The 24545-nt window shown below is 59.4% G+C and carries 21 protein-coding genes; 12 read left to right on the top strand and 9 right to left on the bottom strand.

Translation table 11 applies throughout. From position 1 onward, the window contains the following. Positions 1-35 precede the first annotated feature (35 nt). Positions 36-662 (bottom strand): BA14K family protein, encoded by a 627-nt coding sequence (locus tag IEX27_RS10600; protein WP_188721053.1) that lies wholly within the window; start codon positions 660-662, stop codon positions 36-38. 229 nt (positions 663-891) lie between these two features. Here IEX27_RS10600 and IEX27_RS10595 point away from each other — a divergent pair, with 229 nt between their 5' ends. Beyond that, entirely contained in the window at positions 892-1800 is a 909-nt protein-coding gene (locus IEX27_RS10595) for a bifunctional GNAT family N-acetyltransferase/nucleoside diphosphate kinase regulator (RefSeq protein WP_188721016.1), read from the top strand. A 79-nt stretch (positions 1801-1879) separates the two neighbouring features. Here the strand turns inward: IEX27_RS10595 and IEX27_RS10590 are convergent, their stop codons facing one another. After that, positions 1880-3337: an amidohydrolase gene (locus IEX27_RS10590; RefSeq protein WP_188721015.1), complete on the bottom strand. Its 1458-nt coding sequence runs from the start codon at positions 3335-3337 to the stop codon at positions 1880-1882. A gap of 178 nt (positions 3338-3515) precedes the next feature. Between IEX27_RS10590 and gntA the strand changes: the two genes are divergently transcribed. Both gntA and IEX27_RS10580 read left to right on the top strand, forming a co-directional pair. Next, a complete protein-coding gene (gene gntA, locus IEX27_RS10585; protein ID WP_188721052.1) occupies positions 3516-4226 on the top strand; it encodes a guanitoxin biosynthesis heme-dependent pre-guanitoxin N-hydroxylase GntA in 711 nt (236 codons plus the stop codon). Continuing rightward, complete coding sequence (locus IEX27_RS10580) at positions 4216-4806, top strand: DUF1989 domain-containing protein (RefSeq protein ID WP_188721014.1); 591 nt, start codon at positions 4216-4218, stop codon at positions 4804-4806. Before gntA ends, IEX27_RS10580 begins: the two co-directional genes overlap by 11 nt. A gap of 7 nt (positions 4807-4813) precedes the next feature. On the opposite strand, the gene IEX27_RS10575 is transcribed toward IEX27_RS10580, so the two are convergent. From IEX27_RS10575 to IEX27_RS10555, 5 genes are all read right to left on the bottom strand, one after another. Then, entirely contained in the window at positions 4814-5251 is a 438-nt protein-coding gene (locus tag IEX27_RS10575; RefSeq protein WP_188721013.1) for a PIN domain-containing protein, read from the bottom strand. A gap of 2 nt (positions 5252-5253) precedes the next feature. Continuing rightward, on the bottom strand, positions 5254-5505 hold the full coding sequence (locus tag IEX27_RS10570) for a type II toxin-antitoxin system Phd/YefM family antitoxin (protein WP_188721012.1): 252 nt from the start codon (positions 5503-5505) through the stop codon (positions 5254-5256). 176 nt (positions 5506-5681) lie between these two features. Continuing rightward, positions 5682-7892, bottom strand: coding sequence for a xanthine dehydrogenase family protein molybdopterin-binding subunit (locus IEX27_RS10565; RefSeq protein WP_188721011.1), 2211 nt, complete (start codon positions 7890-7892; stop codon positions 5682-5684). A 21-nt stretch (positions 7893-7913) separates the two neighbouring features. Next, positions 7914-8384 (bottom strand): (2Fe-2S)-binding protein, encoded by a 471-nt coding sequence (locus IEX27_RS10560; RefSeq protein ID WP_188721010.1) that lies wholly within the window; start codon positions 8382-8384, stop codon positions 7914-7916. A 241-nt stretch (positions 8385-8625) separates the two neighbouring features. Continuing rightward, complete coding sequence (locus IEX27_RS10555) at positions 8626-9465, bottom strand: beta-keto acid cleavage family enzyme (RefSeq protein WP_188721009.1); 840 nt, start codon at positions 9463-9465, stop codon at positions 8626-8628. A 381-nt stretch (positions 9466-9846) separates the two neighbouring features. Between IEX27_RS10555 and IEX27_RS10550 the strand changes: the two genes are divergently transcribed. The 4 genes from IEX27_RS10550 (at position 9847) to IEX27_RS10535 (ending at position 15647) form a co-directional block, all read left to right on the top strand. Then, a complete protein-coding gene (locus IEX27_RS10550) occupies positions 9847-11169 on the top strand; it encodes an aspartate aminotransferase family protein (protein WP_188721008.1) in 1323 nt (440 codons plus the stop codon). 130 nt (positions 11170-11299) lie between these two features. Beyond that, entirely contained in the window at positions 11300-12286 is a 987-nt protein-coding gene (locus tag IEX27_RS10545) for a TAXI family TRAP transporter solute-binding subunit (protein ID WP_373869877.1), read from the top strand. Positions 12287-12454: 168 nt separating this feature from the next. Continuing rightward, positions 12455-15121, top strand: a complete 2667-nt coding sequence (locus IEX27_RS10540; RefSeq protein WP_188721006.1) for a TRAP transporter permease — start codon at positions 12455-12457, stop codon at positions 15119-15121. Positions 15122-15221: 100 nt separating this feature from the next. Next, a complete protein-coding gene (locus IEX27_RS10535) occupies positions 15222-15647 on the top strand; it encodes a universal stress protein (protein WP_188721005.1) in 426 nt (141 codons plus the stop codon). A 126-nt stretch (positions 15648-15773) separates the two neighbouring features. Here IEX27_RS10535 and IEX27_RS10530 read toward each other — a convergent pair whose 3' ends face one another. After that, positions 15774-16955, bottom strand: a complete 1182-nt coding sequence (locus IEX27_RS10530) for a mandelate racemase/muconate lactonizing enzyme family protein (protein ID WP_188721004.1) — start codon at positions 16953-16955, stop codon at positions 15774-15776. Positions 16956-17169: 214 nt separating this feature from the next. Here IEX27_RS10530 and IEX27_RS10525 point away from each other — a divergent pair, with 214 nt between their 5' ends. From IEX27_RS10525 to IEX27_RS10505, 5 genes are all read left to right on the top strand, one after another. Further along, a complete protein-coding gene (locus tag IEX27_RS10525; protein ID WP_188721003.1) occupies positions 17170-18129 on the top strand; it encodes a Bug family tripartite tricarboxylate transporter substrate binding protein in 960 nt (319 codons plus the stop codon). 89 nt (positions 18130-18218) lie between these two features. Then, positions 18219-18668, top strand: coding sequence for a tripartite tricarboxylate transporter TctB family protein (locus IEX27_RS10520; RefSeq protein ID WP_188721002.1), 450 nt, complete (start codon positions 18219-18221; stop codon positions 18666-18668). A gap of 7 nt (positions 18669-18675) precedes the next feature. After that, positions 18676-20175, top strand: a complete 1500-nt coding sequence (locus IEX27_RS10515) for a tripartite tricarboxylate transporter permease (RefSeq protein ID WP_188721001.1) — start codon at positions 18676-18678, stop codon at positions 20173-20175. A gap of 48 nt (positions 20176-20223) precedes the next feature. Further along, entirely contained in the window at positions 20224-21720 is a 1497-nt protein-coding gene (locus tag IEX27_RS10510; protein ID WP_188721000.1) for an aldehyde dehydrogenase family protein, read from the top strand. A gap of 30 nt (positions 21721-21750) precedes the next feature. Further along, positions 21751-22839: a mandelate racemase/muconate lactonizing enzyme family protein gene (locus IEX27_RS10505; protein ID WP_188720999.1), complete on the top strand. Its 1089-nt coding sequence runs from the start codon at positions 21751-21753 to the stop codon at positions 22837-22839. Between the two features lies 1 nt (position 22840). Here the strand turns inward: IEX27_RS10505 and IEX27_RS10500 are convergent, their stop codons facing one another. Beyond that, positions 22841-24448: a GMC family oxidoreductase gene (locus IEX27_RS10500; RefSeq protein ID WP_188720998.1), complete on the bottom strand. Its 1608-nt coding sequence runs from the start codon at positions 24446-24448 to the stop codon at positions 22841-22843. Between the last annotated feature and the right edge of the window lie 97 nt (positions 24449-24545).

Here is a 24545-nt window from a genome sequence, read left to right as displayed (position 1 = left end):
AAACTTGCAGCCGATCTATTCGCCGCTGATCAAGTTTACTCGCACTGAACACGCGGTCCGCCGCCATAAGGCTGGTACGTGTTGTCTTCAGCGCGGTACGAGTTGTACCGAGCAAAGCACGATGAGACGTGGTCTGCGCTCATGGCGAAAGCTGAAGCATCGTTCCGATAGGGTTCCGCCACGGAAGCTTCCTGGTAGGGGGCATCAGCCTCTACAGACACAATCACGGGCTTCGTATCATAGGGAGATACGCATTCTCTGCTGCGACCGCTGTAGGATCTGTAACTATTGGTTTCCGGACGGTAGGAGCGATAGCGCTTGCTGCACCAGGCCACATGTTCGCGGCTCAACGAAACCTTGGGTGCTTCCTCACGTGTCGTGGAAGCGGTGGTCATCTGATCAGTCACGTCATCTTGCACGAGTTCAGCCACCTGGCTGGCGGACAGAGTATCAGGCGGCAAGATGCTTGCAATCCGTTCGTAATTCTGATCGGCCGGGTTGATCTTTCGCGGAGTGGTCGAGAAGGCCACGGACGATGCCGAACTCAGATTTTGCTCCGCGACCGGTTCAGCGGACAAGTAGGCCACCGCAAATGCTACGCCACCCGCGAACACACCCAGTGTGGCTGCTAATCCGGTCAACATTGCCAAAAAGTATCGCATCTTGAGCCTCCTGCCTGCTGTTTAGGGGCAAACTTCAATCGAGGCGCAGGGTTCCGAAATGTGATCAATCTATGGCTGCAAATGGAAAATGAAATCGAAGCCAGATGGCAAGGCTGGCCTTCTAGGGTGGATCTTTGTATGGCGTGGCTTCGAATTTAACCCTCACCGAAAGAACCAGCACGGCAGCAACCGTGACAGGCTTTCATTCTTGCGACCACGGTGGCGAAAGATGAAAAAGCCTTTTGTATCGCTGCGACCCGAGATCACCCGGACGCATGCCCAGATCCTGATGAACTGGTTGGAAGATGAACGCGTCACTCGCTTCCTGAGCGACTCCCGCAGTGTATCCCGGTTCATCGCGCAGGCTATCGACCGATCTCCAATGCCGATCCTCACCCATCTGTTCAATCAGGGTGGCCGCTTCTTCATGGCCTACGACCGCAATGACGTCCCGGTGGGCTTTGTCCGCCTGGTCAAGGCTGGCGGTCAGTGCGAGATCGTCCTGGTCATTGGCGATCATGACACCTGGGGTCGGGGGCTTGGCGCCAGTACCATCCGCGAAGGTCTGAAATTTGCCTTCCTGGATATGAGAGCCGAGTGCGTCATTGCCAAGATTCACCCCTGCAATGCGCGCTCGCTGAAGAGTTTTCAGCGCTGCGGCTTTATTCTTGGGCCGGAAACGCCAACGCTCAATTCCCTTTCCATGCCGGCCGGCCGGTATCTGCAGCTCCTGCGCGAAGGTGCAATGGCAGATCGTGGGGACATCTACGTGACGGAGATCGATAAGGTCCGGCTTCAAAGCCTGATGGGGCTTGAAGTTGTCACCAGCATGGAACTCGAACACGAAATCGAGAGAGCCATTGTTGTCGGCCCCCGGCAGGTTGCCGAAAATGTTGTGACGATGAACTCGGAGGTCATGCTGCGCCTGGATGATGAGCGGGAGCAGGTGGCACTGGTCTATCCGCAGGATGCCGACGAGCGTTCCGGGAAACTCTCCGTCCTTTCCGATGTCGGCACCGCAATTCTGGGATACCAGGAGGGCGAGGCCATCGAGTGTATGGTTGCCGAGCGTACGCGACGCGTGGTGATCGAGAAGGTGATCTACCAGCCGGAGTCCTCCGGTGATTTTCATCTTTAGGCGCGTTGGACGTAGGCGTCGTCGAAGTGGCAGATTGCATCCAGTGCAACCCGCCACTTTCGATCCCTGGTTCCGCGGATTATTTGGTAACGCGATAATCCAGAGGCGGCTCGCGATCTCCGAGCAGGGCTGAGTAGGAGAAGTTGGCTCCCCGTGCTTCATCGAACTCGGCTTTCGCCTTCTCGATCAGCTCAGGTGACTGCAGGAGTTCCGCCGCGGTATATGCCAGTGTTTCCGCAGCCAGCCGTGTTCCCTTGTATCCAATCGACATGCCGCCGGCTGCAACGGCCTGCCAGCTGTGCGTGGCAGTACCCGGCACCCAGGTGGCCGTCCCAAGACCCACGGTGGGTGCGACCCAGCTCACGTCGCCGACATCTGTCGAGTAAAAGCCTTGTTCGCCAAAGGAATATTCCTCAACCTCTCCGACCTTGCTGAGGGGCGGGGTTGCGCGCAACGTCTTCTGCAGCTCCGTTGCGAACCCGATTTCCTCATCGTTCCATTCGATCTGCCGTGCTGTACGCAGATTGCTGTCCAGGACGCGGCCGAGTGTGTCGTTCGGGAGAACCGAATAGACACCGCTCATGCGTTCGACTGAAAACTCGGTCCCGGTTCCGAGTGCTGCTCCTTCGGCCGCCTTCTCGATGCGTTCCATTACATCCTGCACGACAGCCGGGTTCGGATGACGGACGTAGAGGTAGCTTTCGGCAAAATCCGGCACCACGTTGGGCGCTGCTCCACCGTTCGAGACGATGTAGTGGACGCGGGTCTCCTGAGGGATGTGCTCGCGCATCAGGTTGATCATGTGATGCATGGCTTCGACGCCATCGAGGGCGGAACGTCCTCGCTCGGGATACATTGCCGCGTGAGCCGATTCACCGCGGAACCGGATCTTGGCGCTGACATTCGCCAACGAACGGCCCTGGCTGGCCGAGTTCTGGTCTGAGGGATGCCAATGCAGGACGACGTCGACGTCATCGAACAAACCTTGGCGGACCATGTAGACCTTACCGGATCCGCCTTCCTCAGCCGGGGTTCCGTAGAGACGGACCTGACCCTCGACGTTGTTCTCCTGCATCCATTTGGAGATAGCGATTGCCGCAGCGACGGATCCTGCGCCAAAAAGGTGATGGCCACATGCATGGCCGCTTTCGATACCTTCAACTGCCTGCTGAACCGGAATGGAATCCTGCGAGAAGCCGGGAAGTGCGTCCATCTCTGCAAGGATTGCTATGACCGGGCCGCTCTTTGAGCCAGCCGTGGCGACGAATGCCGTTGGAATATTGCCGACGCCGCGCTCGATCTCAAAGCCGTTCTGCTCGAGTTCGCCGGTAAGTGCATCTACCGTAGCGGTTTCGAGATAGCCGAGCTCGGGGTTGCTCCAGATCTGGTGGGCAACCTCCGTCATTCGCGGCTCATATTTGGCGATGTGACCGGCAAGTTGCGAGCGGGTTCCCTCGGAAAGTCCGGACGCTAGCGCCAGGGACGAACTCGAGATCACGACAGCAGATACAATGGCACCAAACGAGAAAAATTTCATTGCTCTCCCTTTTCAAAACCAGAGGGCAGTGTTGCAGAGAAAAACTGCAGGAACAATGCGCCAAGCGCCTGCCTCGGTCGGATGCGAAAAGTATCGTCTGTGTGCCTGATTTCAGGGCCAATGGAACGGGATCGTGGTCGAACCGTTGTCCACGCAGTCTCAACAACCCCGAAGCAACATGCTGTCTGATCCACAAAGTGCCCTGGAAGAGTTTATCCGGGACCCATCCTATCCTTGCGTCGGCGCCAAGTCCGCGTTGGGAAAGGGACAACTGACCACCTATGTTGCCCGCAGCATCGATAGCGCGTGGAATGATGTCGACATCCATGACCAGCTGCTGCAATTCGCGTGGCGCTATCAACAAGACCCCATGCTTTTCACGAGCTTTGCGGTGATCTTCGAGGGACCAGAAGATCTCGAAGAACCACGTTTCGAACAGCACCTGTGGGATCGGATTCAAAGTTTGACAGAAAAGGACAGTTGGCGTGGACAAACGCCGGACCCGCGCGTCAGCGCTGATCCTGACGATCCGCATTTCTCCCTAAGCTTCGGTGGCGAGGCTTTCTTTGTCGTCGGGCTTCACCCAAAGGCCAGCCGCCCCGCTCGGCGCTTCCTCTATCCGACAATGGTCTTCAACCTCCACGATCAGTTCGAGGCCCTTCGCGCCCAGAACCGATATGAAAAACTGCGTGGTTCGATCCTGCAACGTGATCTCGAATTGGCCGGCAGCATCAACCCGATGCTCGCGCGCCACGGCACGATTTCTGAAGCGCGGCAGTATAGCGGCCGCAAGGTGCCCGATGGCTGGAGCTGTCCCTACCACCGCAAGGACGCACCCACTGCAGCAAATCCGTTGGCACTCGAGGAGCAGCACCCTGATGGGCGATAACATCAAGGAGATACCGCCGCGCTCGGGAACCGCCTTCACGATTGATGCCGGACAGATCCTGACTGTCATCGATCCTTTGGGCGGGCAGGTTGCAGACCTTCTGGCAGTTTCCCGCGTGGATACGGCAGAGATGATATCTTCGGGTCGGACCCTCGACTACGCCGAGAGCATTTATCTCACCACCGGAAATCTGCTCTACTCCAACCGTTCCAACGTGATGCTGGAAATCATCGAGGACACGGTCGGCCGGCATGACTTCTTGCTCACACCCTGCAGCGAGGCGACCTTCCGCCTGTGCTATGATAATGAGCCGCCGCACCAGGGATGCCTCGGCAACCTCCATCATGCTTTGGAGCCCTATGGGATCGCTGAAGATGCAATCCCGGTCGCATTCAACTGTTTCATGAACGTGCCGGTGGATGGCGCGACCGGAAAGCTGAAGGTGCTGCCGCCATTGAGCAAGGCAGGCGACTTCATCCGTTTCCGCGCGCACATGGATCTGATCATCGGCCTCACGGCCTGTTCGGCCCCTGCCAGCAATGGTGGAAGTTTTAAGCCGATCCACTATTCGATCGGTTAGGGTAGGCTTACGTGACGGGCAATTGCTTGAAGGGGTTTGCGAATGGGACACCCAGTGGCTCAAAATGACGTTCGTTGGCCGTCAGTACAGTGAGGCCGTGAGCAGCTGCAGTAGCCGCGATGGCAATGTCTTCGAAGCCCGGATCATGGGCGCGCGCCAAATCAAGCATAACTCCTGCATACCTGGCTTCTTCCACCCCAAATGGCAGGACGCGCCCGGCATAAAAATGCTCTATGGCCATGAGCCATCGGCGTAACCCGGCGGCCTTCGTTGTCGCTGAGATCCTCTCTGCGCGAGCAATCCCCGCTTCGATCTCGGCGATAGTTATAGCGGAAAGATAAAGTCGGTCACTGTTGGCCCGCATCCAGGACGCGAACGTTTCGGCCCCAACCTTGCTCTTGGTGGGCGCGTCTGCCGACACGACATTCGTATCCAGAAGATACAAGATCAGGCACCGCTTTCCCGCAAGGCACGAGCTGGCTTGCGGGAGCGGGCAGGAATATCTGACGCTTCGCCCGGAAAGGCGAGGAGCAAGTCAGCAAACTCTGGCACTTTCGAGATGCGTTGCCATTCCTCGAAGGAAACGAGCACCGCTTCCCTGCGACCATGACGTGTGATCACCGTCGGCTCTCCGGCCACTGCGCGATCAACCACCGCTGACAGCGTGGCTTTGACGTCCTTGAGCTGAATTTCCTTCATGGCGTCGCTCCATATGACTATCGATAGTCATATATGACGCCGCAGTACCGGATCAAGTGTTGTGCGCATATTAGTCGATCTGCGGAACACCTCCGAGGCAAACCTCGGGTGCGTCTCCTGAGTCGTGGATTGTGCCGGGTTCACCGGCACAATCCTTTTCTTAGCCTCTTGTCTGTTCAGTCCATGGCAGCCGCTTTGAAGCGCTCGGGGGTAAACGGCACCTGACGAAGCCGCACACCTGTCGCGTCGAATATGGCGTTGCCGACAGCTGCAGTCACGATGGCCGCCGAAGGCTCGCCACCGCCCATCGGAGGCTCTTCCGGCCTGTCGATCAGCTCGACGATGATCTCCGGCGCCCCCGTCATGGTCAGGACCGGGTAGCTCACCCAGTCCAGACTGGTGATGCTGGAGTTGTCGAACTGTAGCTCCTCATGAAGAGTACGGCTGAGCGTATGGCACACATTGCCTTCGACCTGGTTGATCAGCCCGTCCGGGTTGATCACCTGTCCAAGGTCGTGCGTTACATAGAACCGCGTGGCCTTGATCTCACCGCTTTCCCTGTTCACCTCGACCTCGCAGACTGCGGCCACATAGGCAAACGTGTTGTGATAGTGGCAGTAGGCAACGCCACGACCGCGCGCAATGTTGCCCTCCTGATTGCTGGCAGGAGAGGGCCTAGTCTCCCAGTTAGACAGCTTGCGGAGCCGTTCCATCACTTCACGACCGCGCGGATCTTCCAACATGCTCAGACGCAGATCGAAGGGGTCAACCTTTGCCTCAGCCGCCAGTTCATCGATGAAGCATTCATTTGCAAAGGTGTTCTGCAGCCTTCCAGGCGTTCTGATCCACGAGGCGCGGAACGGGGTGTTCTTCACCCAATGCACGGAGGTTTGGACGTTCGGCAGCTTGTAGCCAAGATCAGCGTTGCCCTGAACGCTGCCGGCACGGCCTCCAGGCTGATGAGACAGTTTCGCCAGGTCGGCCGCGACGAGCGTCACAGCGTTGCCCACGCTTTGGGCGTGATAGAACTGTGAATCCCAGGCGACGATCTTTCCGTCGTCATCGATCGCGCCCTTCAGGTCCGCAAGACTTGGCGGCCCTTTCGGATCCCAACCATGTTCGTCGTGCCGCATCCACTGTACGCGCACCGGCACCTCGAGAAGCTTGGAGAGGAGGGCCGCATCCGCCGTGCAATCCTCAAAACCGTTGCGGCCGTAGCATCCTGCGCCTTCCACATAGACGATGCGAATGTTCTGCGCATCGAGTTGCAGCATCTCCGCCAGCTGCTTTTGCAGCGCATGGTTGCCTTGCGAGGGTGACCAGCAGGTGAGCTTGCCATCCTTGAAGTCAGCCACTGCACAGGAGGGTCCGAGCGAAGCATGGGAGTGGATCGGGAAGGAATAGGTCGCCTCAAGGGTCTTTTTCGCGTTGGCCAAGGCGCCGGCAGCATCGCCCGCAGTGGCGACCACATCGGTCTTGTCGATCTCGCTGTTACGGACATAGTCATAGATTTTCGACTGGTCCGGCAGACCCTTCCAATCGCTCCACTCGACTTCGAGGGCATCGGCAGCCTTGACCGCCGCCCATTCGGTCTTGGCAACGACTGCGAGGAAATTCCCTTCGCGCACGACCTTGATGAGGCCTGGGATATCCTTGACGGAATCTTCATTCACCGAGACGAGATCTGCATGGATTGCCGCTGGCCGTATCACGCGGGCATGCACCATGCCGTCGACGCGGACGTCACCGATGTAGTCGAACGTGCCGGTGACCTTGCCCGGAATGTCGAACCGCTTGATCGACTTGCCAACGAGTTTGTAGGTATCCGGCGACTTGAATTTGGCATCCGGATCGATGGCGAGTTCAAACGTCTTGCCTCCCACCAGCTCTCCGAAGCCAATGCCTTCGCCGCCAGAAGACGGCTTGATGACGCCCGCCTCGATTGTCAGTTCGTCTGCAGCAACGCCCAGCTTTTCACCTGCCATCTTCAAGAGGGCATTGCGAGCGGTGGCCGCCGCCGCACACAGTTGCATGCCGCCCTTCATGATGGAGTTGGAGCCTGAGGTCGTGCCCTGGTCCGGCGTCAGGGCAGTGTCGCCGGTGATCATGTGGATCTGATCCAGGGTCAGATCGAGTTCTTCGGCCACCATCTGTGCAAGTGCCGTTGGAACGCCGGTTCCGAGGTCAACCTTGCCGGAATAAACGGTCACAATTCCGTCTGTGCCGATCGACAGGAAGCCGTCGACGGCTTCGCCCGAGAGACTCTTTCCGGCAGGGCTCAGGCTTTCTGCTGACGCGGCGCTTGCGACGGATGGCATAGCAAAGCTGACAACCAGAGCTCCACCACCACGAAGGATAGAACGGCGGGAAATAAGAATTTGGTTCATGGCAATTCCTCCCTCGGATAATTACGCAGCTTCAGAGGCGCGCTTGACGGCACGGATGATGCGGGTGTGGGTTCCGCACCGGCAGATGTTGTTGTCGAGCGCAGCCCTGATTTCTTCTTCCGTGGGTTTGCTGTTCTCCTTGAGGAAGGATGCCGCCTCCATGATCATGCCGTTGACACAGTAGCCGCATTGCACCGCCTGTTCCTCGATGAAGGCGGCCTGGATCGGATGGGGGTTCTCAGGTGTACCCAAACCTTCGAGGGTGGTGATTTCCGCGGTCGCATCCAGCGCGCCGACGCTGATCGAGCACGAACGGGCCGAACTGCCGTCAATCAGCACCGTGCAGGCGCCGCATTGCCCCATTCCGCAACCGAACCGAGGGCCCTTGAGACCAAGGTCGTTTCTGAGTGCGTATAGAAGGGGCATGTCCGGATCATCGATCTCGATCGAAACGGTTTTCCCATTTACGTTGAGCGTTACTGATTGAGGCATGGCTTCTTCCCTAGAAGTGGCTAAGGCCCCAATGGCAGCAGCTACGATGAATATCGTGCCGGTGCTTGGGGCGCGTTTGAACGCTTTGGCGGCAACCCCACTGCGACAAGCCACCGCACCTAATAGAGGATCAGCTGCAGTCCGTCCTGTAAAGCCGGCTAAGACGGATTATCAAGGATGAGTAGTAAATTTATTTTCAGATTTCACGATGTGAACTCTGGCCTACGCTATGGCTATCGCCTCAGATAGTCGCCCAATCCTGACGCAGGTCTTCGCCCGTCATTGGCGTGATGCCGAGTGTCTTCAACGCGGATGCTGCGGTGGCGACGAGATCGGAATTTCTGGAAGCCGTGCTGCCATCGGGCAGGAACAGGTTGTTCTCGAAGCCGACTCTCAAGCCTCCGCCGAACAGGGCGGCAGCGACCGTGCAGGAGGCTTCGAAGCGACCGAATGCACAGACCATGAAGCGTTTGAATGCAGGCTGTCCGTCGGCGAGAAAGGGCAGGAGGTCTGCAGGCAGTGAGGTTTGGGTTTTCGTATAGCGGCCCAGCACGTAAAGCACCGGCGGTTCATCGAAGGGCACGACCCCGCGCTTGCGCAGATCATCCAGCTTTGTCGCCTCCTCGGGGGAGTAGAGGATAAACTGCGGAACCACATGCTCTGCCTTCAGCCATTGCAGGAATTCAGCGAAAGCGGCTTCACCGGAATCTGATGGCAGGATCTCACGCAGCGCCAGCGACACGGCCTCCGGCCGCACCGCGCGCACAACCTCCATCTGTTCTTCCGGTCCGTACTGCCCCAGGGATTCCGAGGTGATCTGGATCACCATCCGCTGCCCCACTTCGGCGCGGATCGCATCGATTGCCTGCCTGTAGGCATCGGCGTCGAGCAGGTGCTGTTGCTCCTGGTCCCGGACATGGACATGGATCATCGCCGCTCCGGCTTCCAGGCATTCCGCGGCTGTGCGCGCGAGGTCAGCCGGCGTTATGGGAAGAGCCGGATGATCAGCCTTCGTGCGGCGGCCTCCATTGGGCGCTACTGCAATGGGCACCGGGGCAAGTGCGGGGATGATATTCTGCATTGTTATTTCTTCCACGTATCCATTCTCGCAAATTCTTTCTTGTCGAAACAGATGTTGCAATAGCCCAGTCTGAACGCTAGCTTCTACCCTTATGGGAGAATTGGCCATCTACAACAAGCTGATCCCGATTGATGATGGTTCTTGGAGGCTGCAGAGGCAGCCCTCACGTGTTTCGAGCCAACTGTGTGATGCAAGTCGTCCGCACGCATGGACAGGCGAGGGGGACAGCCATTCCTCGACATCTCCTCACGATCCTCTATCTACCAATCCGCTTGAGGCTGTAGCCCGGCTCGAAACTCAACTTTCCCGGCAGCAGCGGGGTCGCTCTGACCCGAACTCCGGGCACAGAAAAATCCTAGGCACACAGAAGGTCTAAGCCGCATGACGCGCTTGATGCATCGTTCTCTTGTTTCCACACCTCCAGTTGCAGCCGCTGCGCGCGGCATAGAGATCTTCGATGCCCAGGGACGTTCCTATATCGATGCTTCCGGTGGAGCTGCCGTCTCCTGCCTCGGTCACGGTCATCCGGCCGTGCTGGAGGCGATGCGCGCGCAGATGGAGACAATTGCCTACGCCCACACCGGCTTCTTCACCACGGACATCGCCGAGAAGCTCGCAGAGATGCTTGTTGAGGATGCGCCGAAGGGGCTGGAGCATGTCTATCTCGTTTCCGGAGGGTCGGAGGCGGTCGAGGCAGCGCTGAAGATGGCGCGCCAGTATTTTGTCGAGATCGGTCAGCCCCAGCGTCGCCACATAATCGCGCGTCGTCAGAGCTATCATGGCAACACCCTCGGCGCGCTGGCAACCGGCGGCAATGAATGGCGGCGCGAGCAGTTCCGCCCGTTGCTCGTCGAGACCCACCACATCGATCCGTGCTTTGCCTATCGCTTCCAGCAGGAAGGTGAGAGCGACGAGGATTATGCAGCCCGCGCGGCCAATGCGCTGGAAGAAAAGCTGCTCGAACTTGGGCCCGAAACCGTCCTCGCATTCGTCGCAGAGACAGTCGTTGGCGCGACAGCAGGAGCGGTGCCCCCGGTGGCGGATTACTTCCGCCGCATCCGCGAAATTTGCGATCGCTATGGCGTTCTGCTCATTCTTGATGAAGTCATGTGCGGCATGGGCCGTACCGGAACGCTTCACGCCTGCGAACAGGAGGGCATCGCGCCCGACCTGATGACCATCGCCAAGGGACTTGGCGGCGGATATCAGCCTATCGGCGCGGTGCTGGTCTCTTCGAAAATTTACGATGCGATGAAGGCCGGTTCCGGATTTTTCCAGCACGGCCACACCTATATGGGCCACCCGATGGCTGCCGCTGCGGCGGTAGCTGTGCAGGAGACCATCCGCCGGGAAAACCTGCTCAGCAACGTGAAGGCCATGGGGTCTCTGCTCGAAGAGCGGCTGAAAGCCCGTTTCGGCAATCATCATCATGTTGGCGACATCCGGGGACGCGGGCTCTTTCAGGCCATTGAACTGGTGGAGGACCGTGCGAGCAAGCGGCCGTTCAATCCCAGCCGCAAGGTCAATGCAGCAATCAAGAAAGAAGCGATGGCGCGTGGTCTGATGGTTTACCCGATGGGCGGCACGATCGATGGCGTTACCGGCGATCATGTGCTCCTCGCACCACCGTTCATCGTTACTCAAGAGGATATCGACCGCATCGTCGACAGGCTCGGTGAAGCAGTCGACGCGGCGGTCGGGTAGCAGGTGATCCGCCGATGCGGGACACTTCTAGTCCGTGATGCTCCACACGTTGGAGCCAACTACCGGAGTTGCCGGGGCGAAGCATGTGAACTGGCAATATCCGGATAATGTTCATGCTAATAAGGGAGAAATACGCATGACAAGACACGTATTCGTCGGAGCAGGACTGGCTGCGGCAATGTTCGGATCTCTGATGACAGGATCCGCTATGGCTCAGGAGCAACGCTTCGTCTCCGTGGGCACAGGCGGTGTAACAGGCGTATACTATCCCGTTGGTGGAGCCATCTGCCGCCTTATGAACCAGACGCGCCGCGAGCACGGCATTCGCTGCTCGGTGGAATCCACCGGCGGTTCCGTGTTCAACGCCAATGCCATCAAGGGCGGCGACCTGGAGTTCGGCATTGTCCAGTCGGACGTCCAGTACAACGCCTATAACGGAGAGGCTGGCTTTGCCGACGGCGGCAAGCACGAGAAGCTTCGCTCGGTCTTCTCGCTTCACGCTGAGCCGCTGACGATCGTCGCTCGCGCAGAAGCCGGCATCACCGACTTCGATACGTTGAAGGGCAAGCGCGTCAACATCGGTAATCCGGGCTCGGGCCAGCGCGCGCTGATGGATCTGCTCATCGCCGAAAAGGGCTGGACGAACTCTGACTTCGCACTGGCTGCCGAGCTGGCGCCGGCCGAGCAGAGCTCGCAGCTTTGCGACAACAACATCGACGCCTTTGCCTATACGGTAGGCCACCCGGCGGGCGCGATCCAGGAAGCAACGACCTCCTGCGATTCCAAGATCATTCCGGTGGAAGGTGACGTCGTCGACAAGCTCGTCGAAGAGCGGCCCTACTACTTCAAGGCAGTGATCCCTGGCGGCATGTACAACGGCAATCCGGATGACGTGAACACCTTCGGTGTTGGTGCTACCGTTGTCACGTCCGCGGACGTGCCCGACGACGTTGTGACCGCATTCGTGGATTCGGTGTTCAAGGACTTCGAGGCGTTCAAGGGTCTTCACCCGGCTCTCGCCAACCTGACGCCGGAAGAAATGGTCAATCAGGGTAATTCCGCGCCGATGCATCCTGCCGCGGAAGCATACTACAAGGAGAAGGGCTGGCTGAAGTAAGCTGCCCCCCTGGTACAGGAGGAGAACCATTGTTGAAGAACAACACAGTGCTTCTGCCTGAACTTCGCTGCGCGGAAAACCGCGCCGCATGACCAATTGAATGGGCATTTCCCATCGGAAGTGCCCATTCATCTTCTGCAGTGTACAAGAAACCGGAGGGGAACCGGCATGGCAGTAGAGAACGGCAAATCGGGCGCCGGGGCGCCACTGAGTGACGCCGAGCTTCAGGATCTTGTGGCAGCAACCGACACCGGGGCAAGAAAGCCTCTCGGGTACGCGGCATGGATCATCTCGGGCATTGCGCTCTGCTGGTCCTTGTTTCAGCTCTACATCGCTTCCCCCTTGCCCTTCACGCTCAGCAGCTTGACCAGATTGCCACTGGTGCTGAACGACACCCAGACGCGCTCCATCCATCTGGCGTTCGGCGTGTTCCTGGCGTTCATGGCCTATCCGGCGTTCTCGAGTAGCCCACGCGACCGTGTGCCGATCCATGACTGGATCTTTGCCCTGCTGGCCGCTGGCACCGCACTCTACATCAGCATTTTCTATCGCGACCTCGCCCGACGTCCCGGTCTCCCGATCACGCAGGATCTCGTCGTTGCCGGCTTGGGTATCGTCTTCCTGCTCGAGGCAACGCGCCGGGCGCTCGGCCCGCCACTTGCGGTCGTCGCCATCATCTTCCTCGGTTACGTCTTCTTTGGGTCATCACCCTGGCTGCCTGACATCATCCGCTGGGGAGGCGCTTCCTTCGGGCGAGCGATGGACCAGATGTGGCTGTCGACGGGTGGCGTGTTCGGCGTGCCGCTCGGCGTTTCAGCCGCCTTCGTGTTCCTCTTCGTGCTGTTTGGCTCGATGCTGGACCGGGCGGGTGCGGGCAATTTCTTCATCAAGCTCGCCTTTGCGCTACTTGGTCATATGCGCGGTGGACCAGCCAAGGCAGCCGTTCTGTCGTCAATGATGACCGGCATGATCTCGGGGTCTTCCATCGCCAACGTCGTGACGACCGGCACCTTCACCATTCCATTGATGAAGCGGGTAGGGTTCACGGCTGAAAAGGCTGGCTCCGTGGAGGTCGCAAGCTCCGTCAATGGGCAGATCATGCCGCCGGTGATGGGCGCCGCAGCCTTCCTCATGGTGGAATACATCGGTATTCCATACATTGAGGTGATCAAGCACGCCTTTCTGCCTGCCGTCATCTCCTACATAGCCCTACTCTACCTGGTGCACCTTGAGGCTGTTCGCGGTGATATGCCGGTGTTGCCCAAGCGCGTGCGCACGACCGGGCTGCGATCGCTTCTGCGCTTTGGTATCTTCGCAGCATCCACCGTAATCCTGGCAGGTGTGATTTATTACATCGTCACTTTCGTGCGCATGCTGTTTCCGGAAGTTTCCGGAACGCTCCTCATCCTGCTGCTGCTGGCCGTTTATGTGGGGCTGATCTGGTATGCCGCTCAGGTGCCTGATCTGGATTTGGACGATCCGAATGCCCCGGTGGTGGAGCTTCCTCTCCTCAAGGACGTCATCAAGACCGGCCTGCATTACCTGCTGCCGCTCTTCGTGCTCGTCTGGTTCCTGATGGTGGAACGCCGCTCACCCGGCCTCTCCGCATTCTACGCGGTGCTGCTGCTGATCGTGGTCGTCATCACCCAGAAGCCGCTGAAGGCAATGTTCCGCAAGGTGCAGTCATCCAATCAGCTGGCATTGTTCCGCGAAGGCTTCGATGATCTGGTGGAGGGCCTGATTTCCGGCGCCCGCAACATGATCGGCATCGCCTGTGCGACCGCTGCGGCCGGTATCATCGTCGGCACCGTCACGCTTACCGGTATCGGCCAGGTGATGGCGGAGTTCGTAGAGTTCCTGTCGGGCGGCAACATCTTCCTGATCCTGGTGTTCACCGCCGTCATCAGCCTCGTGCTGGGAATGGGCCTGCCGACCACGGCGAACTACATCGTGGTGTCATCGCTGATGGCGCCCGTCATCGTCGAGGTGGGAGCGGCCAACGGTGTCCTCATCCCCCTGATCGCCGCCCACATGTTCGTGTTTTACTTCGGCATCATGGCTGACGTTACGCCGCCTGTGGGTCTCGCCTCCTTTGCGGCTGCTGCCGTCTCCGGGGGAGATCCGATCAAGACGGGCTTCGTGGCGTTCTTCTACTCCCTGCGAACCATCCTGCTGCCGTTCATTTTCGTGTTCAACACGGATCTGTTGCTGATCAACGTAGGCTGGCTTGGCGGTATCTGGATCTTCCTGCTGGCGACAGCCGCGATGCTGATCTTTGCCGCGGCAACGCAGGGCTTCTTCATGGCCCGCAACAGGATCTGGGAAACGGCTGCGCTGCTGCTCGTCACCTTCCTCCTGTTGCGCCCGGGCTTCTTCCTGGATCTGGTGCAGCCGCCATTCAATAATGTCGAACCGAGCAGCATTCATGAGGCAATCGAGAGGGAACCGGACGATGCAGAAATCCGCCTGCGGATTGTCGGCCCTTCCTTCGACAATCCCGACCAGATGCGCGAACGGACGATGGCCTTCAATCTCGGCCCGGCGGGTGAACCCGGAGACGTCCGGCTGGAGAAGGCGACCGGGCTGATAGTGCAGATCGACGGCGATGCGGTGGCACTCGAAGAGCCGATGGACATGAACAGTCGCGCCAGTCGCGCGCTTTCAGGTCTCGACTTCTACGCGGACGTTCCGGTGAGAATCGCTGCCGTTGAAGTCACGGCCGAAAGAATGCCGCGCGAGATTTTCTACATACCGGCGCTGCTGCTGTTCGGTCTCGTGTTCTGGTCGCAGAGACGGCGGGGAGGGACCCTCGCCGGCAATCCACAGGCCGCCTAGATCGGTGGGAGCCGGCTCTGCTCGGGAGTCATGGAAAGACAACTTATTGGAGCAGCTCAGCTATCGCTGAACGTCTGAACTGCTCCGAAGGAGCGATGCGATGTACAAGAACATCCTGGTGACCATCGATCTCGGCAAGATGGAGGCCGAAACGAAGGCGATTTCCACGGCCACCGATCTGGCGCGCATGACCGGTGCGAACCTCCATGTGCTCACTGTCGTCCCCGACTTCGGACTCTCTATGGTAGGCGGGTTTTTCCCGAAGGAACACGAGAAGCAGACGATGGAGCGCGCAAACGCCGCGCTCCACGAATTCACGAAAAAGCACATTCCGAAGGAGATCAAGCACCGGCACATCGTCGGGCATGGTTCTATCTACCGGCAGATCCTGCATTACGCCGAAGTGTGCAAGGCGGATCTGATCGTGATGTCCGCCTCAACGCCCGGACCGGAGGACTATTTGCTCGGCCCGAACGCGGCGCGTGTTGCCCGCCACGCCAAGATCTCTGTCCACGTGGTGCGATAGCCTGGCGCCAATGAAGGGCTGGATCCCAGATCATTTCAGTGTTTCCCAGAAACGCTGAGATGATCCAAGCCGTTGTTTTAGCGCAATTCCGGAGGGAAACCGGTTCCCGCTTTTCCTGGAATTGCTCTAGGAGCGTGGCGGATGTGACCGCACGAACGCCTCGTCCACGTCAACGCCCCAACCAGGGCCTTGCGGCACGACGATTTCGCCGCCCTCCACGATCAGCGGCGCCGTCAGGAACTCCGACTTCCAAGGCACGTCCTCGACGTCGAATTCAACGAGCCTGATGTTCGGAATGGCAGCTGCGAAATGGACGCTGATCACGTCGCTCAGGAGACCCCCGCAGAAATTGTGGGTTGAAACGTTCACCTGATGGGTCTCGGCGAGTGCAGCCATCTTGAAAGCCTCAAGGTAGCCGTTCCAGGCGAGGTCTATGATAGCGATGTCCACGGTTCCTTTTTCGAGGAAGGGACGGATGCCGTTCCGCCCGTAAAGCGCCTCCAGCGACGCGATGGGGCAGGGGGCCATCTGTCGGATGTGGGAAAGCGCCTGGCAGTCATAGGTATCGAGTTCCAGCCAATCCAGCCCGAACGGCTCCACCGCCCGCGCCAGCTGCACGTATCCTTCGGTCTTGAAGTGGAAGTTGACGTCGAGCATCAGTGCAACGTCGTCGCCCAAGCCTTCGCGGATTGCTGCAAGCTGTTTTCGCAGGGTGGTGAGCACCGTACGATCAAGATTTAGCTCGGGGTAGCCGGGGGTATAGGCAAAACCGGGGCCGAAATTGGCAAAACCGCCGTTGCCATCTTCCGCAATCAGGCCAGTCTTGACGGCTTTGACGCCGCGTGCGCGGGCTTCTTCACCGAGAGCGGCCCAGGCTTCGTAGCCTTTGAGCGGTGGCACGCCAAGTTGCGCGTGATTGCGCACGCGGTAGGTTCCAAAATGCGACCAGTAGAACGGCACGCGGTCACGCAGCGATCCGCCCAGCAGTGCGTGAACGGGTACGCCGAGCGCCTTTCCCTTGATGTCGAGCAGGGCGTTGAGGATAGCGGCGATGGCGTTCTGGTTGATGCCGCCCTGCGCCTGGATCGTCCGTCCCCTGAGCAGGGCCGCAATGCGCTCGATCTGCAGCGGATCCATGCCGATGACAAGCTCGCCGAGCGCGTGGATCACCCCGGTAACGCCAGCCGTGCCAAAATGCTCGCCATACTCCGACCAGCCGACGATACCCTCATCCGTGACAACCTTGAGGTAGCAGGCAGTCCGCCAGCCAGCATCTGCCATCAGGCTTTCAAGTTTCACTATGCGCATTTTCTACCCGCTTCCTCCCCGTTGTCCTTCCGCATCATGCGAGAGACAGTGCGAAATTCCGACCCGCCCGATGCGGAAGTTTCGATAGACGGAATGATCCAATTCTACGTAGCAAGCCAGATTGACGCGGAACGGCCCACCTGCACACTAGCGATACTGCGTAGCAGACGAAATGCTCTTTAGAGGATGGAGCATTTTCTTGGGAGGAGACTGCATGAGAAAGATGATTTTGACTGCAGCAGCGATCTTACTTGCGGGGATTACTGTAGCCAGTGCGGAATATCCAGAGCGGCCAATCACGATCACTGTCGGAGCCAGCGCCGGCGGCGGCGCGGACATCCAGGCGCGCATTCTGGCCGAAAGGCTGACCGAGAAGCTTGGCCAGCAGGTGCTGGTCGAGAACCAGCCCGGCGCGGGGAGCAACATTGCCTCTCAAAACCTGGCGAAAGCGGCGCCAGACGGCTACACCATAAATGTTGCCGGTGCGGCAATCGCGATCAATCATACGCTCTATGCCGATCCCGGCTTTGACTCCCTGAAAGATTTCATTCCGGTGGCTGGATGGGGAACAACGCCGTTGATCTTCGTCGCGCATCCAAGTGTTGAAGCCAACACGTTGCAGGAGCTCGCGGATCTTTCGAAAGCCAATCCGGGCACGTTGAATTACGGCAATGGCATTGGTTTCCCGAACCATATGGTCATGGAGCTCTTCAAGCTGGAATCCGGTGCGGATATCCAGTTCGTGCCTTACCCGGGCATGGCTCCGGCACGAACTGACGTTATCGGTGGGCAGATCGAGGTGACGGTGGACTCGATCGACAGTGCCGCACCCTTTATCGAGACCGGCCAGCTGAAGGCGCTCGCGGTCACCACGCCGGAACGCCTGGAGAAGTATCCGGATATTCCGACGACGGCTGAGGCGGGTTACCCCAACATCAACAAAGGTGCCTGGTACGCCATCATGGCGCCTGCCGGAACGCCAAAGGAGATCGTTGACAAGTTGGCTTCAGCCATCGCCGACGTTCAGCGCGATCCCGTGGCGGTAGAGAAAATGCAGGCAGGCGGCTCGACGCCCATGATCTCTAGTTCGGAAGAATTCGCGAAGTGGTTCGCTGACCAGGTCAATACCTGGGCGAATGTCATCAACGAGGCAAAGCTCGAAAAGGTGCAGTAACCTCGAGGGGCCCCACTGTGGGCCCCCACTTCTCACTCTCCTGAATAATTCCATCGGGATCGCAAGGGTATCTGCGGGTGAATGTACATATGATCCGTGCGCCGAAGTTTGTTATTGTCGGTTGTATCTTCGTAGCGTTGGCCCTCCTGTTTTTCACGGGTTCGTTGTCGCTGAACCTTGGCACCGCAGGAAGAATGGGGCCGGGATATTTCCCTCTCATGTTGTCAGTTGTGCTGGGCGCGTTGGGCTTGAGCGTTCTGGCTATCGGCTTCTTTCATGACGGTGACCTGCCGAGTGCGCCCAACATCCGCGCCTTGATCTTTGTCGGGCTCGGCGTCGGCTTCTTTGCCTACGCGGTACGTCCGCTGGGGATCGTTCCTGCGGTGGCCGTCAGTTCCCTGCTGTTTTCCCTCGCTGGACGGGAGTTCAAGCTGCTGACAGCGGTGATTGCCGCGCTTGTCCTTTCGCTTGGCTCATGGGCCCTGTTCGTGGTCGGGCTCAGCATGCCCTGGCCAGCGTTCGGGCCTCTTATCTGGTGACGTGAAGATGGAACTGTTCGAGCATCTTGCACTCGGGTTCTCCGTGGCGCTTCAGGGCCAGAACCTGCTATACTGTTTCATCGGCGTACTTCTGGGCACGCTGATCGGCGTCCTTCCGGGGCTCGGGCCGATGGCGACCATCTCGATGTTGCTGCCGGTTACGTTCGGCCTGCCTCCCGCGTCAGCACTCATCATGCTCGCCGGCATCTTTTACGGTTCGCAATATGGTGGATCCACGACCGCGATCCTGCTGAACCTGCCGGGTGAATCTTCTTCGGTGGTTACCGCGCTGGACGGTCACCAGATGGCGAGACAGGGGCGCGCCGGATCAGCTCTCGCCACCGCAGCACTTGGTTCGTTCTTTGCGGGCACGGTGGGAACGATCCTCATCGTGCTGCTGGCGCCGCCGCTGGCGAGCATTGCACTGAAATTCGGTGCAGCGGAATATTTCTCGCTGATGCTTCTTGGCCTCGTCGTCGCCGTCGTGCTGGCTTCCGGGTCGCTCTTGATGGCGCTTGCCATGGTCGTGCTCGGCATATTGCTTGGCCTCGCCGGTCAGGACATGAATACCGGCGCGTTTCGCTTGACCTTCGGCTTTCGCGAACTCGCCAATGGGTTCGACTTCCTGGCACTCTCCATGGGCATTTTCGGACTCGGCGAGATCATCCGCAATCTCGAGTCAACGGGGCCGCGCGTGCTGACGACGAGCAAGGTAGGCAGCCTGATGCCAACGCGGGAGGACTTCAAGCGCATGGCCTGGCCGGTCCTGCGCGGGACAGGGCTTGGCTCGCTCCTCGGCATTCTGCCGGGCGGTGGCGCAGTTCTTGCCTCGTTTGTCTCCTATACGGTGGAGAAGAAGGTTTCATCGACACCTGAGAATTTCGGCAAGGGAATGATTGAAGGCGTTGCCGGGCCTGAGAGCGCCAACAATGCGGGCGCGCAGACCTCCTTCATCCCGATGCTGACCTTGGGAATTCCTTCGAACCCGGTCATGGCGCTCATGATCGCCGCGCTGATCCTGCAGGGAATCCAGCCCGGCCCCAACGTGATGACTGCGCGCCCCGACCTGTTCTGGGGCGTCATAGCCTCAATGTGGATCGGCAACGTTCTGCTGGTCATCCTCAATTTGCCGCTGATCGGCATATGGGTGAAGATCCTGACGATCCCCTATGACTACATCATGCCGGCGATCGGCGTCATCTGCTGCATCGGTGTTTACAGCATCTCGAACAGTCCAACCGATGTCTTGATGATGGGTGTATTCGGCCTCGCAGGTTACGTCTTGCTGAAGCTGGACTGCGAGCCCGCGCCACTCTTGCTTGGTTTCATCATCGGACCTCTGCTGGAGGAAAACCTGCGCCGAGCCATGCTCATAGCGCGAGGGGATTGGACCACTTTCGTAACGCGCCCGATCTCTGCCGTCCTCCTGCTGATATGCGCGCTTGCACTGATGGCGGTGATGATGCCGCACCTTCGAAACAAGCGGGAAGAGGCATTTCAGGAGTGAGCCGGAGGCGGCTGCGCTCTGACACCTTGCGAATTCTTGGAGGATTGAATGAACGTCCTACAGACCAATCGTCCGTCACATCCATTTCTTGACGGCAAACCGAAAGAGCTGCTGATCGATGGCGCGTGGGTGGAGGCAAGCACCGGCAAGACCTTCCCTTCAATTTCGCCGATCGACGGAAGTGTTCTGGCCGAGGTGGCGGAAGGCGATGCCCGGGATATTGATCTCGCCGTAGCTGCTGCTCGCCGAACTTTCGAAGGCCCATGGAGCAAGGTGAAGCCGTTCGAGCGCCAGGCCATGCTGCTGCGGCTGGCCGACCTCCTGGACCGGGATTTCTCCGATATTGCCACCCTCGAGACTTTGGACATGGGTGCGCCGATTACCATGTCGAGCGGCCGAAGGGTGCGCAACGTCAGTCTGATCCGGCATTTTGCCAGCCTGATCATGGCGATGCACGGTGATACGAATGAGAATTCGCTGCCGGGCGATTTCTTCACCTACACGCTGAAGGAGCCGATCGGCGTTGTCGCCGGGATAATACCTTGGAACTCACCGCTTTCTGCGGCCATCTGGAAGATCTGCCCGGCAATCGCGACCGGCTGTACTGTCGTTTTGAAGCCGGCCGAGGAGGCTTCGCTGTCAGTGCTGAAGCTGGGTGAGCTGGTGATGGAGGCCGGCGTACCGGCTGGCGTCGTCAATATCGTCACCGGTATGGGCGAAACGGCGGGTGCCGCACTCGCTGAACATCATGGCGTGGACAAGCTCGCCTTCACCGGCTCAGATGCCACGGGGCGCAGGATCGTGCAGGCATCCGCCGGCAATCTGAAGCGTCTCACGCTGGAACTTGGCGGGAAGTCTCCTGATGTCGTTTTTGCCGATGCCGATCTCGAAGCCGCCGTGGCGGGGGCGGCCATGGGCGTGTTCTTCAATTCGGGCCAGATCTGCAGCGCTGGCTCCCGCCTCTATGTGGAGCGCGCGATCTACGACGAATTCATTGAGAGGGTTGCGGACTTCGCCAGGGCCTTGCGCGTGGGCCAGCCCATGAACCCCGATACGCAGATAGGGCCGATCGTTTCTTCGACACAGCTTGAGCGCGTGACCGGCTATTTCGAGCTTGGCCGAAACGAAGGTGCGCGACCGATCGTCGGCGCTCAGCGTCTGACCGATGGAGATCTCGCCAAGGGTTACTTCGTCAGCCCCACAGTCTTTGTGGACGTGAAGGATGACATGCGCATTGCCCGCGAGGAAATCTTCGGGCCGGTGATCTCGGCCTTCCCCTTCGATGATTTCGATGACCTGGTCCAGCGTGCGAACAATACGATTTTTGGCCTGGGTAGTGGTGTCTGGACGCGCGACCTTGCCAAGGCGCACCGGATGGCGCGGGCACTGCGGGCAGGCAATGTCTGGATAAACAACTACGGCGCAATGGATGCCCAGATGCCTTTCGGTGGCTATAAGATGAGTGGCTATGGCAGGGAATCCGGTCGCGAGGCACTTGAGCCATATCTGCAGACAAAGTCCGTCTACGTGAAGCTCGGCAATTAGGCTGAGAAGCGGACCGGCAACGGAGACCTTATGAGTTCTGACCTCGTCATCGCCTCCGCAGCGGCGTTCCACCTTGCAATACCGTCTGTTTATGGCGGGCCGCAGCCAAGGGACGCGCAGTGGCCGTTCATCAATCTGGTTCTCGTCAAGGTCGAGACCGCCGGGGGCATCGTCGGCTGGGGCGAGGCCTTTGGCCACAATGCCTCCGCTACCAGCAAGGCGGCATTTGATACGATGGTGGCTCCGCTTGTCATCGGAACCGACGCATCGGACATCGCTGGCCTCGGCGCAAAGCTGCGGCGCATGATGTTTACCTATGGTCTTGAAGGCCCGCTGGGTTTCGCCCTGTCTGGGCTCGACATCGCGCTATGGGACATCCGCGGCAAGGCTGAAGGAAAGCCGGTCCACCAGCTGCTGGAACCATCTTCGCAGCCTGGTTCAGTTCCTGCTTACGCCAGCCTGTTGCGCTACGGAGATCCCGGGATGGCGGGTGAGGCGGTAGCCGATGCGGTGGCAAGAGGTCATGGCGCGGTAAAGCTGCACGAGGCGACGGTCGAAGCGGTTGCAGCCGCACGCGAGGCGGTTGGTCCTGACCTGCCGCTGACGCTGGACGTCAATTGCCGCTGGTCCGTGGAAGAATCGATCGCCAATGCAAGGGCCCTGCGGGCGCACAATCTCGATTGGCTCGAGGAGCCGTGCTGGCCTGCGCAGCCCGAACATCTGGCTCGGATTGCCAGGGAAACGGGAGTGCCCATGGCCGCCGGTGAGAATGCCGGGTCGCTCGCAGGTCTGAAGCAGTTGGCATCGGTCGGAAAGGTGGCCTACATCCAGCCGAGTGCCGCCAAGATCGGCGGGCTTTCTGGTCTGCTTGAGGCAAAGAGAATTGCAGAGCGCAATCGTGTCAGGCTTGCCACGCACTCTGCCTATTTCGGCCCGGCGCTCGCTGCCACATTGCAATTCTGCGCCGCGAACCACTCCGAATGTGAGTGGTATGATTGCCGGTTGGAAGCCTGGCCTGCTGGTATCGCGCCCAGCGACGGAATGCTGGAAGTGCCCAACACTCCGGGGTTGGGCGTCGTGATTGATGAGGCCCTCATTCGCACCTATCAGGTGAAATGATCTAGCTCGTCCTCATCCGATCCTGCCGGATCATCTCGGCGCCCTTTTCGGCGATCATGATCACCGGCGCATTGGTGTTGCCCGAGGTAATTGTTGGCATGACCGATGCGTCCACTATTCTCAGTCCCTCAAATCCGCGAACGCGCAGTCGCTCGTCTGTGACGGCCATGGTATCCTGCCCCATGCGGCAGGTGCCCACGGGATGGAAGACGGAGCCGATGTTGTTGCGGGCATAGTCGAGCAACTCTTCGTCGCTCGCCACCCTGGCGGTCGGCATTATTTCTTCCGGCTCATGGGGCTGGAACGCCGGCTGCGACAGGATGCGCCTGACGATGCGCATGCCGGAGAGGGCGATCCGCTGATCTTCCTCGGTTGCGAGATAGTTGTGCAGGATCGCCGGTCGTGCCGTCGGGTCAGGGCTCTGCAACCGCAGCCAGCCGCGGCTGGTAGGCCGCGCGATGCATACGGACGTGCCGATCCCCGGCCAGGGATGTGTCGGTCCGCCCACCTTCTCGTAGCTGGCGATCGAGATCTGGAGCTGGATGTCAGGCGTTTCCACGGCCCGGTCAGACCTGACAAAGCCGGTCAGCAGGGAGACCGGTGCGCCCATGGGGCTCTTCAAGCCCAAGAGATAGCCGGCGCCCATTGCGGCCTTGTGCAATGGCGTCTTCAGGAAGCTGTTAAGGGTGCGCGCGTTCTTCACGCGGTGCAACACCCGCAGCATCCAGTGGTCGTGCAGGTTTTCGCCCACGCCGGGCAAATCGGCCACAACATCGATCCCGACATCTGACAGCAAGCCTGCCGGGCCGACACCGGAAAGCTGGAGCAGGTGAGGCGAGCCATAGGCACCCGCAGAAAGGATAACTTCGCCTCGCGTCTTGGCTTGTTCAGGCTTGCCATCCCGGCGATAGGCGATGCCGCAGGCGCGGCGTCCATCGAAGATGATCCTCTCGACGGTGGCATCCGTCACCACCGTCAGGTTGGAGCGGTGCATCACAGGCTCGAGAAAGGCCCTGTAGGTGGACCAGCGCTTGCCGTTTGCGACCGTCAGTTCGAACAGACCAAAACCTTCGCGCCCGCCGCCGGAATTGTAATCCTGCAAACGCGAATAGCCGGCCTGCTTGGCCGCATCCATGTACACGTCAAGGATCGGCCACCGGTAGGGTGCAACGCCGATCTTCAGTTCGCCGCCAGCTTCGCCCTGTTCTCTGTTCTCGTAGCGCCGGAAATAGGGCAGCACATCGTCCCACCCCCAGCCAACGTTGCCCATCTGCCGCCACTGGTCGAAGTCGGAGGCATGTCCGCGGACATAAACCATGCCGTTGATGGCGGATGATCCACCCAGGCCGCGCCCGCGCGGAAGCGGCAATGTGCGCCCGTTGAGGTGCGGCTCCGGCTGGGATTGATAGCACCAGTCGAAGCGGGGATTGCCGTGGAGGAATGGAATACCAAGCGGAACATCCACCCAGAAGTTCTTGTTGGTTCCGCCAGCTTCTATGAGTAGTACCCGGGTATTTGGATCCGCCGACAGGCGATTGGCCAGCAAACAACCGGCCGATCCTGCACCGACAATGACATAGTCGAACAGGTCGTCCTGAAAATCCTGCATACCCGCATCCTCCGCACCAAAAACCTCAGTTTGAAGCGGTACTTACAAGGACAAGAGATATCGCAGAAGACGCGATCTTCGGGAATTTCGTTTGGCG

It is taken from the genome of Nitratireductor aestuarii (genome assembly GCF_014641695.1).
Classification (GTDB): Bacteria; Pseudomonadota; Alphaproteobacteria; order Rhizobiales; family Rhizobiaceae; genus Chelativorans; species Chelativorans aestuarii.
Note: the sequence above shows the minus strand (reverse complement) of the source record. Positions and strands in the feature narration are given on the sequence as shown.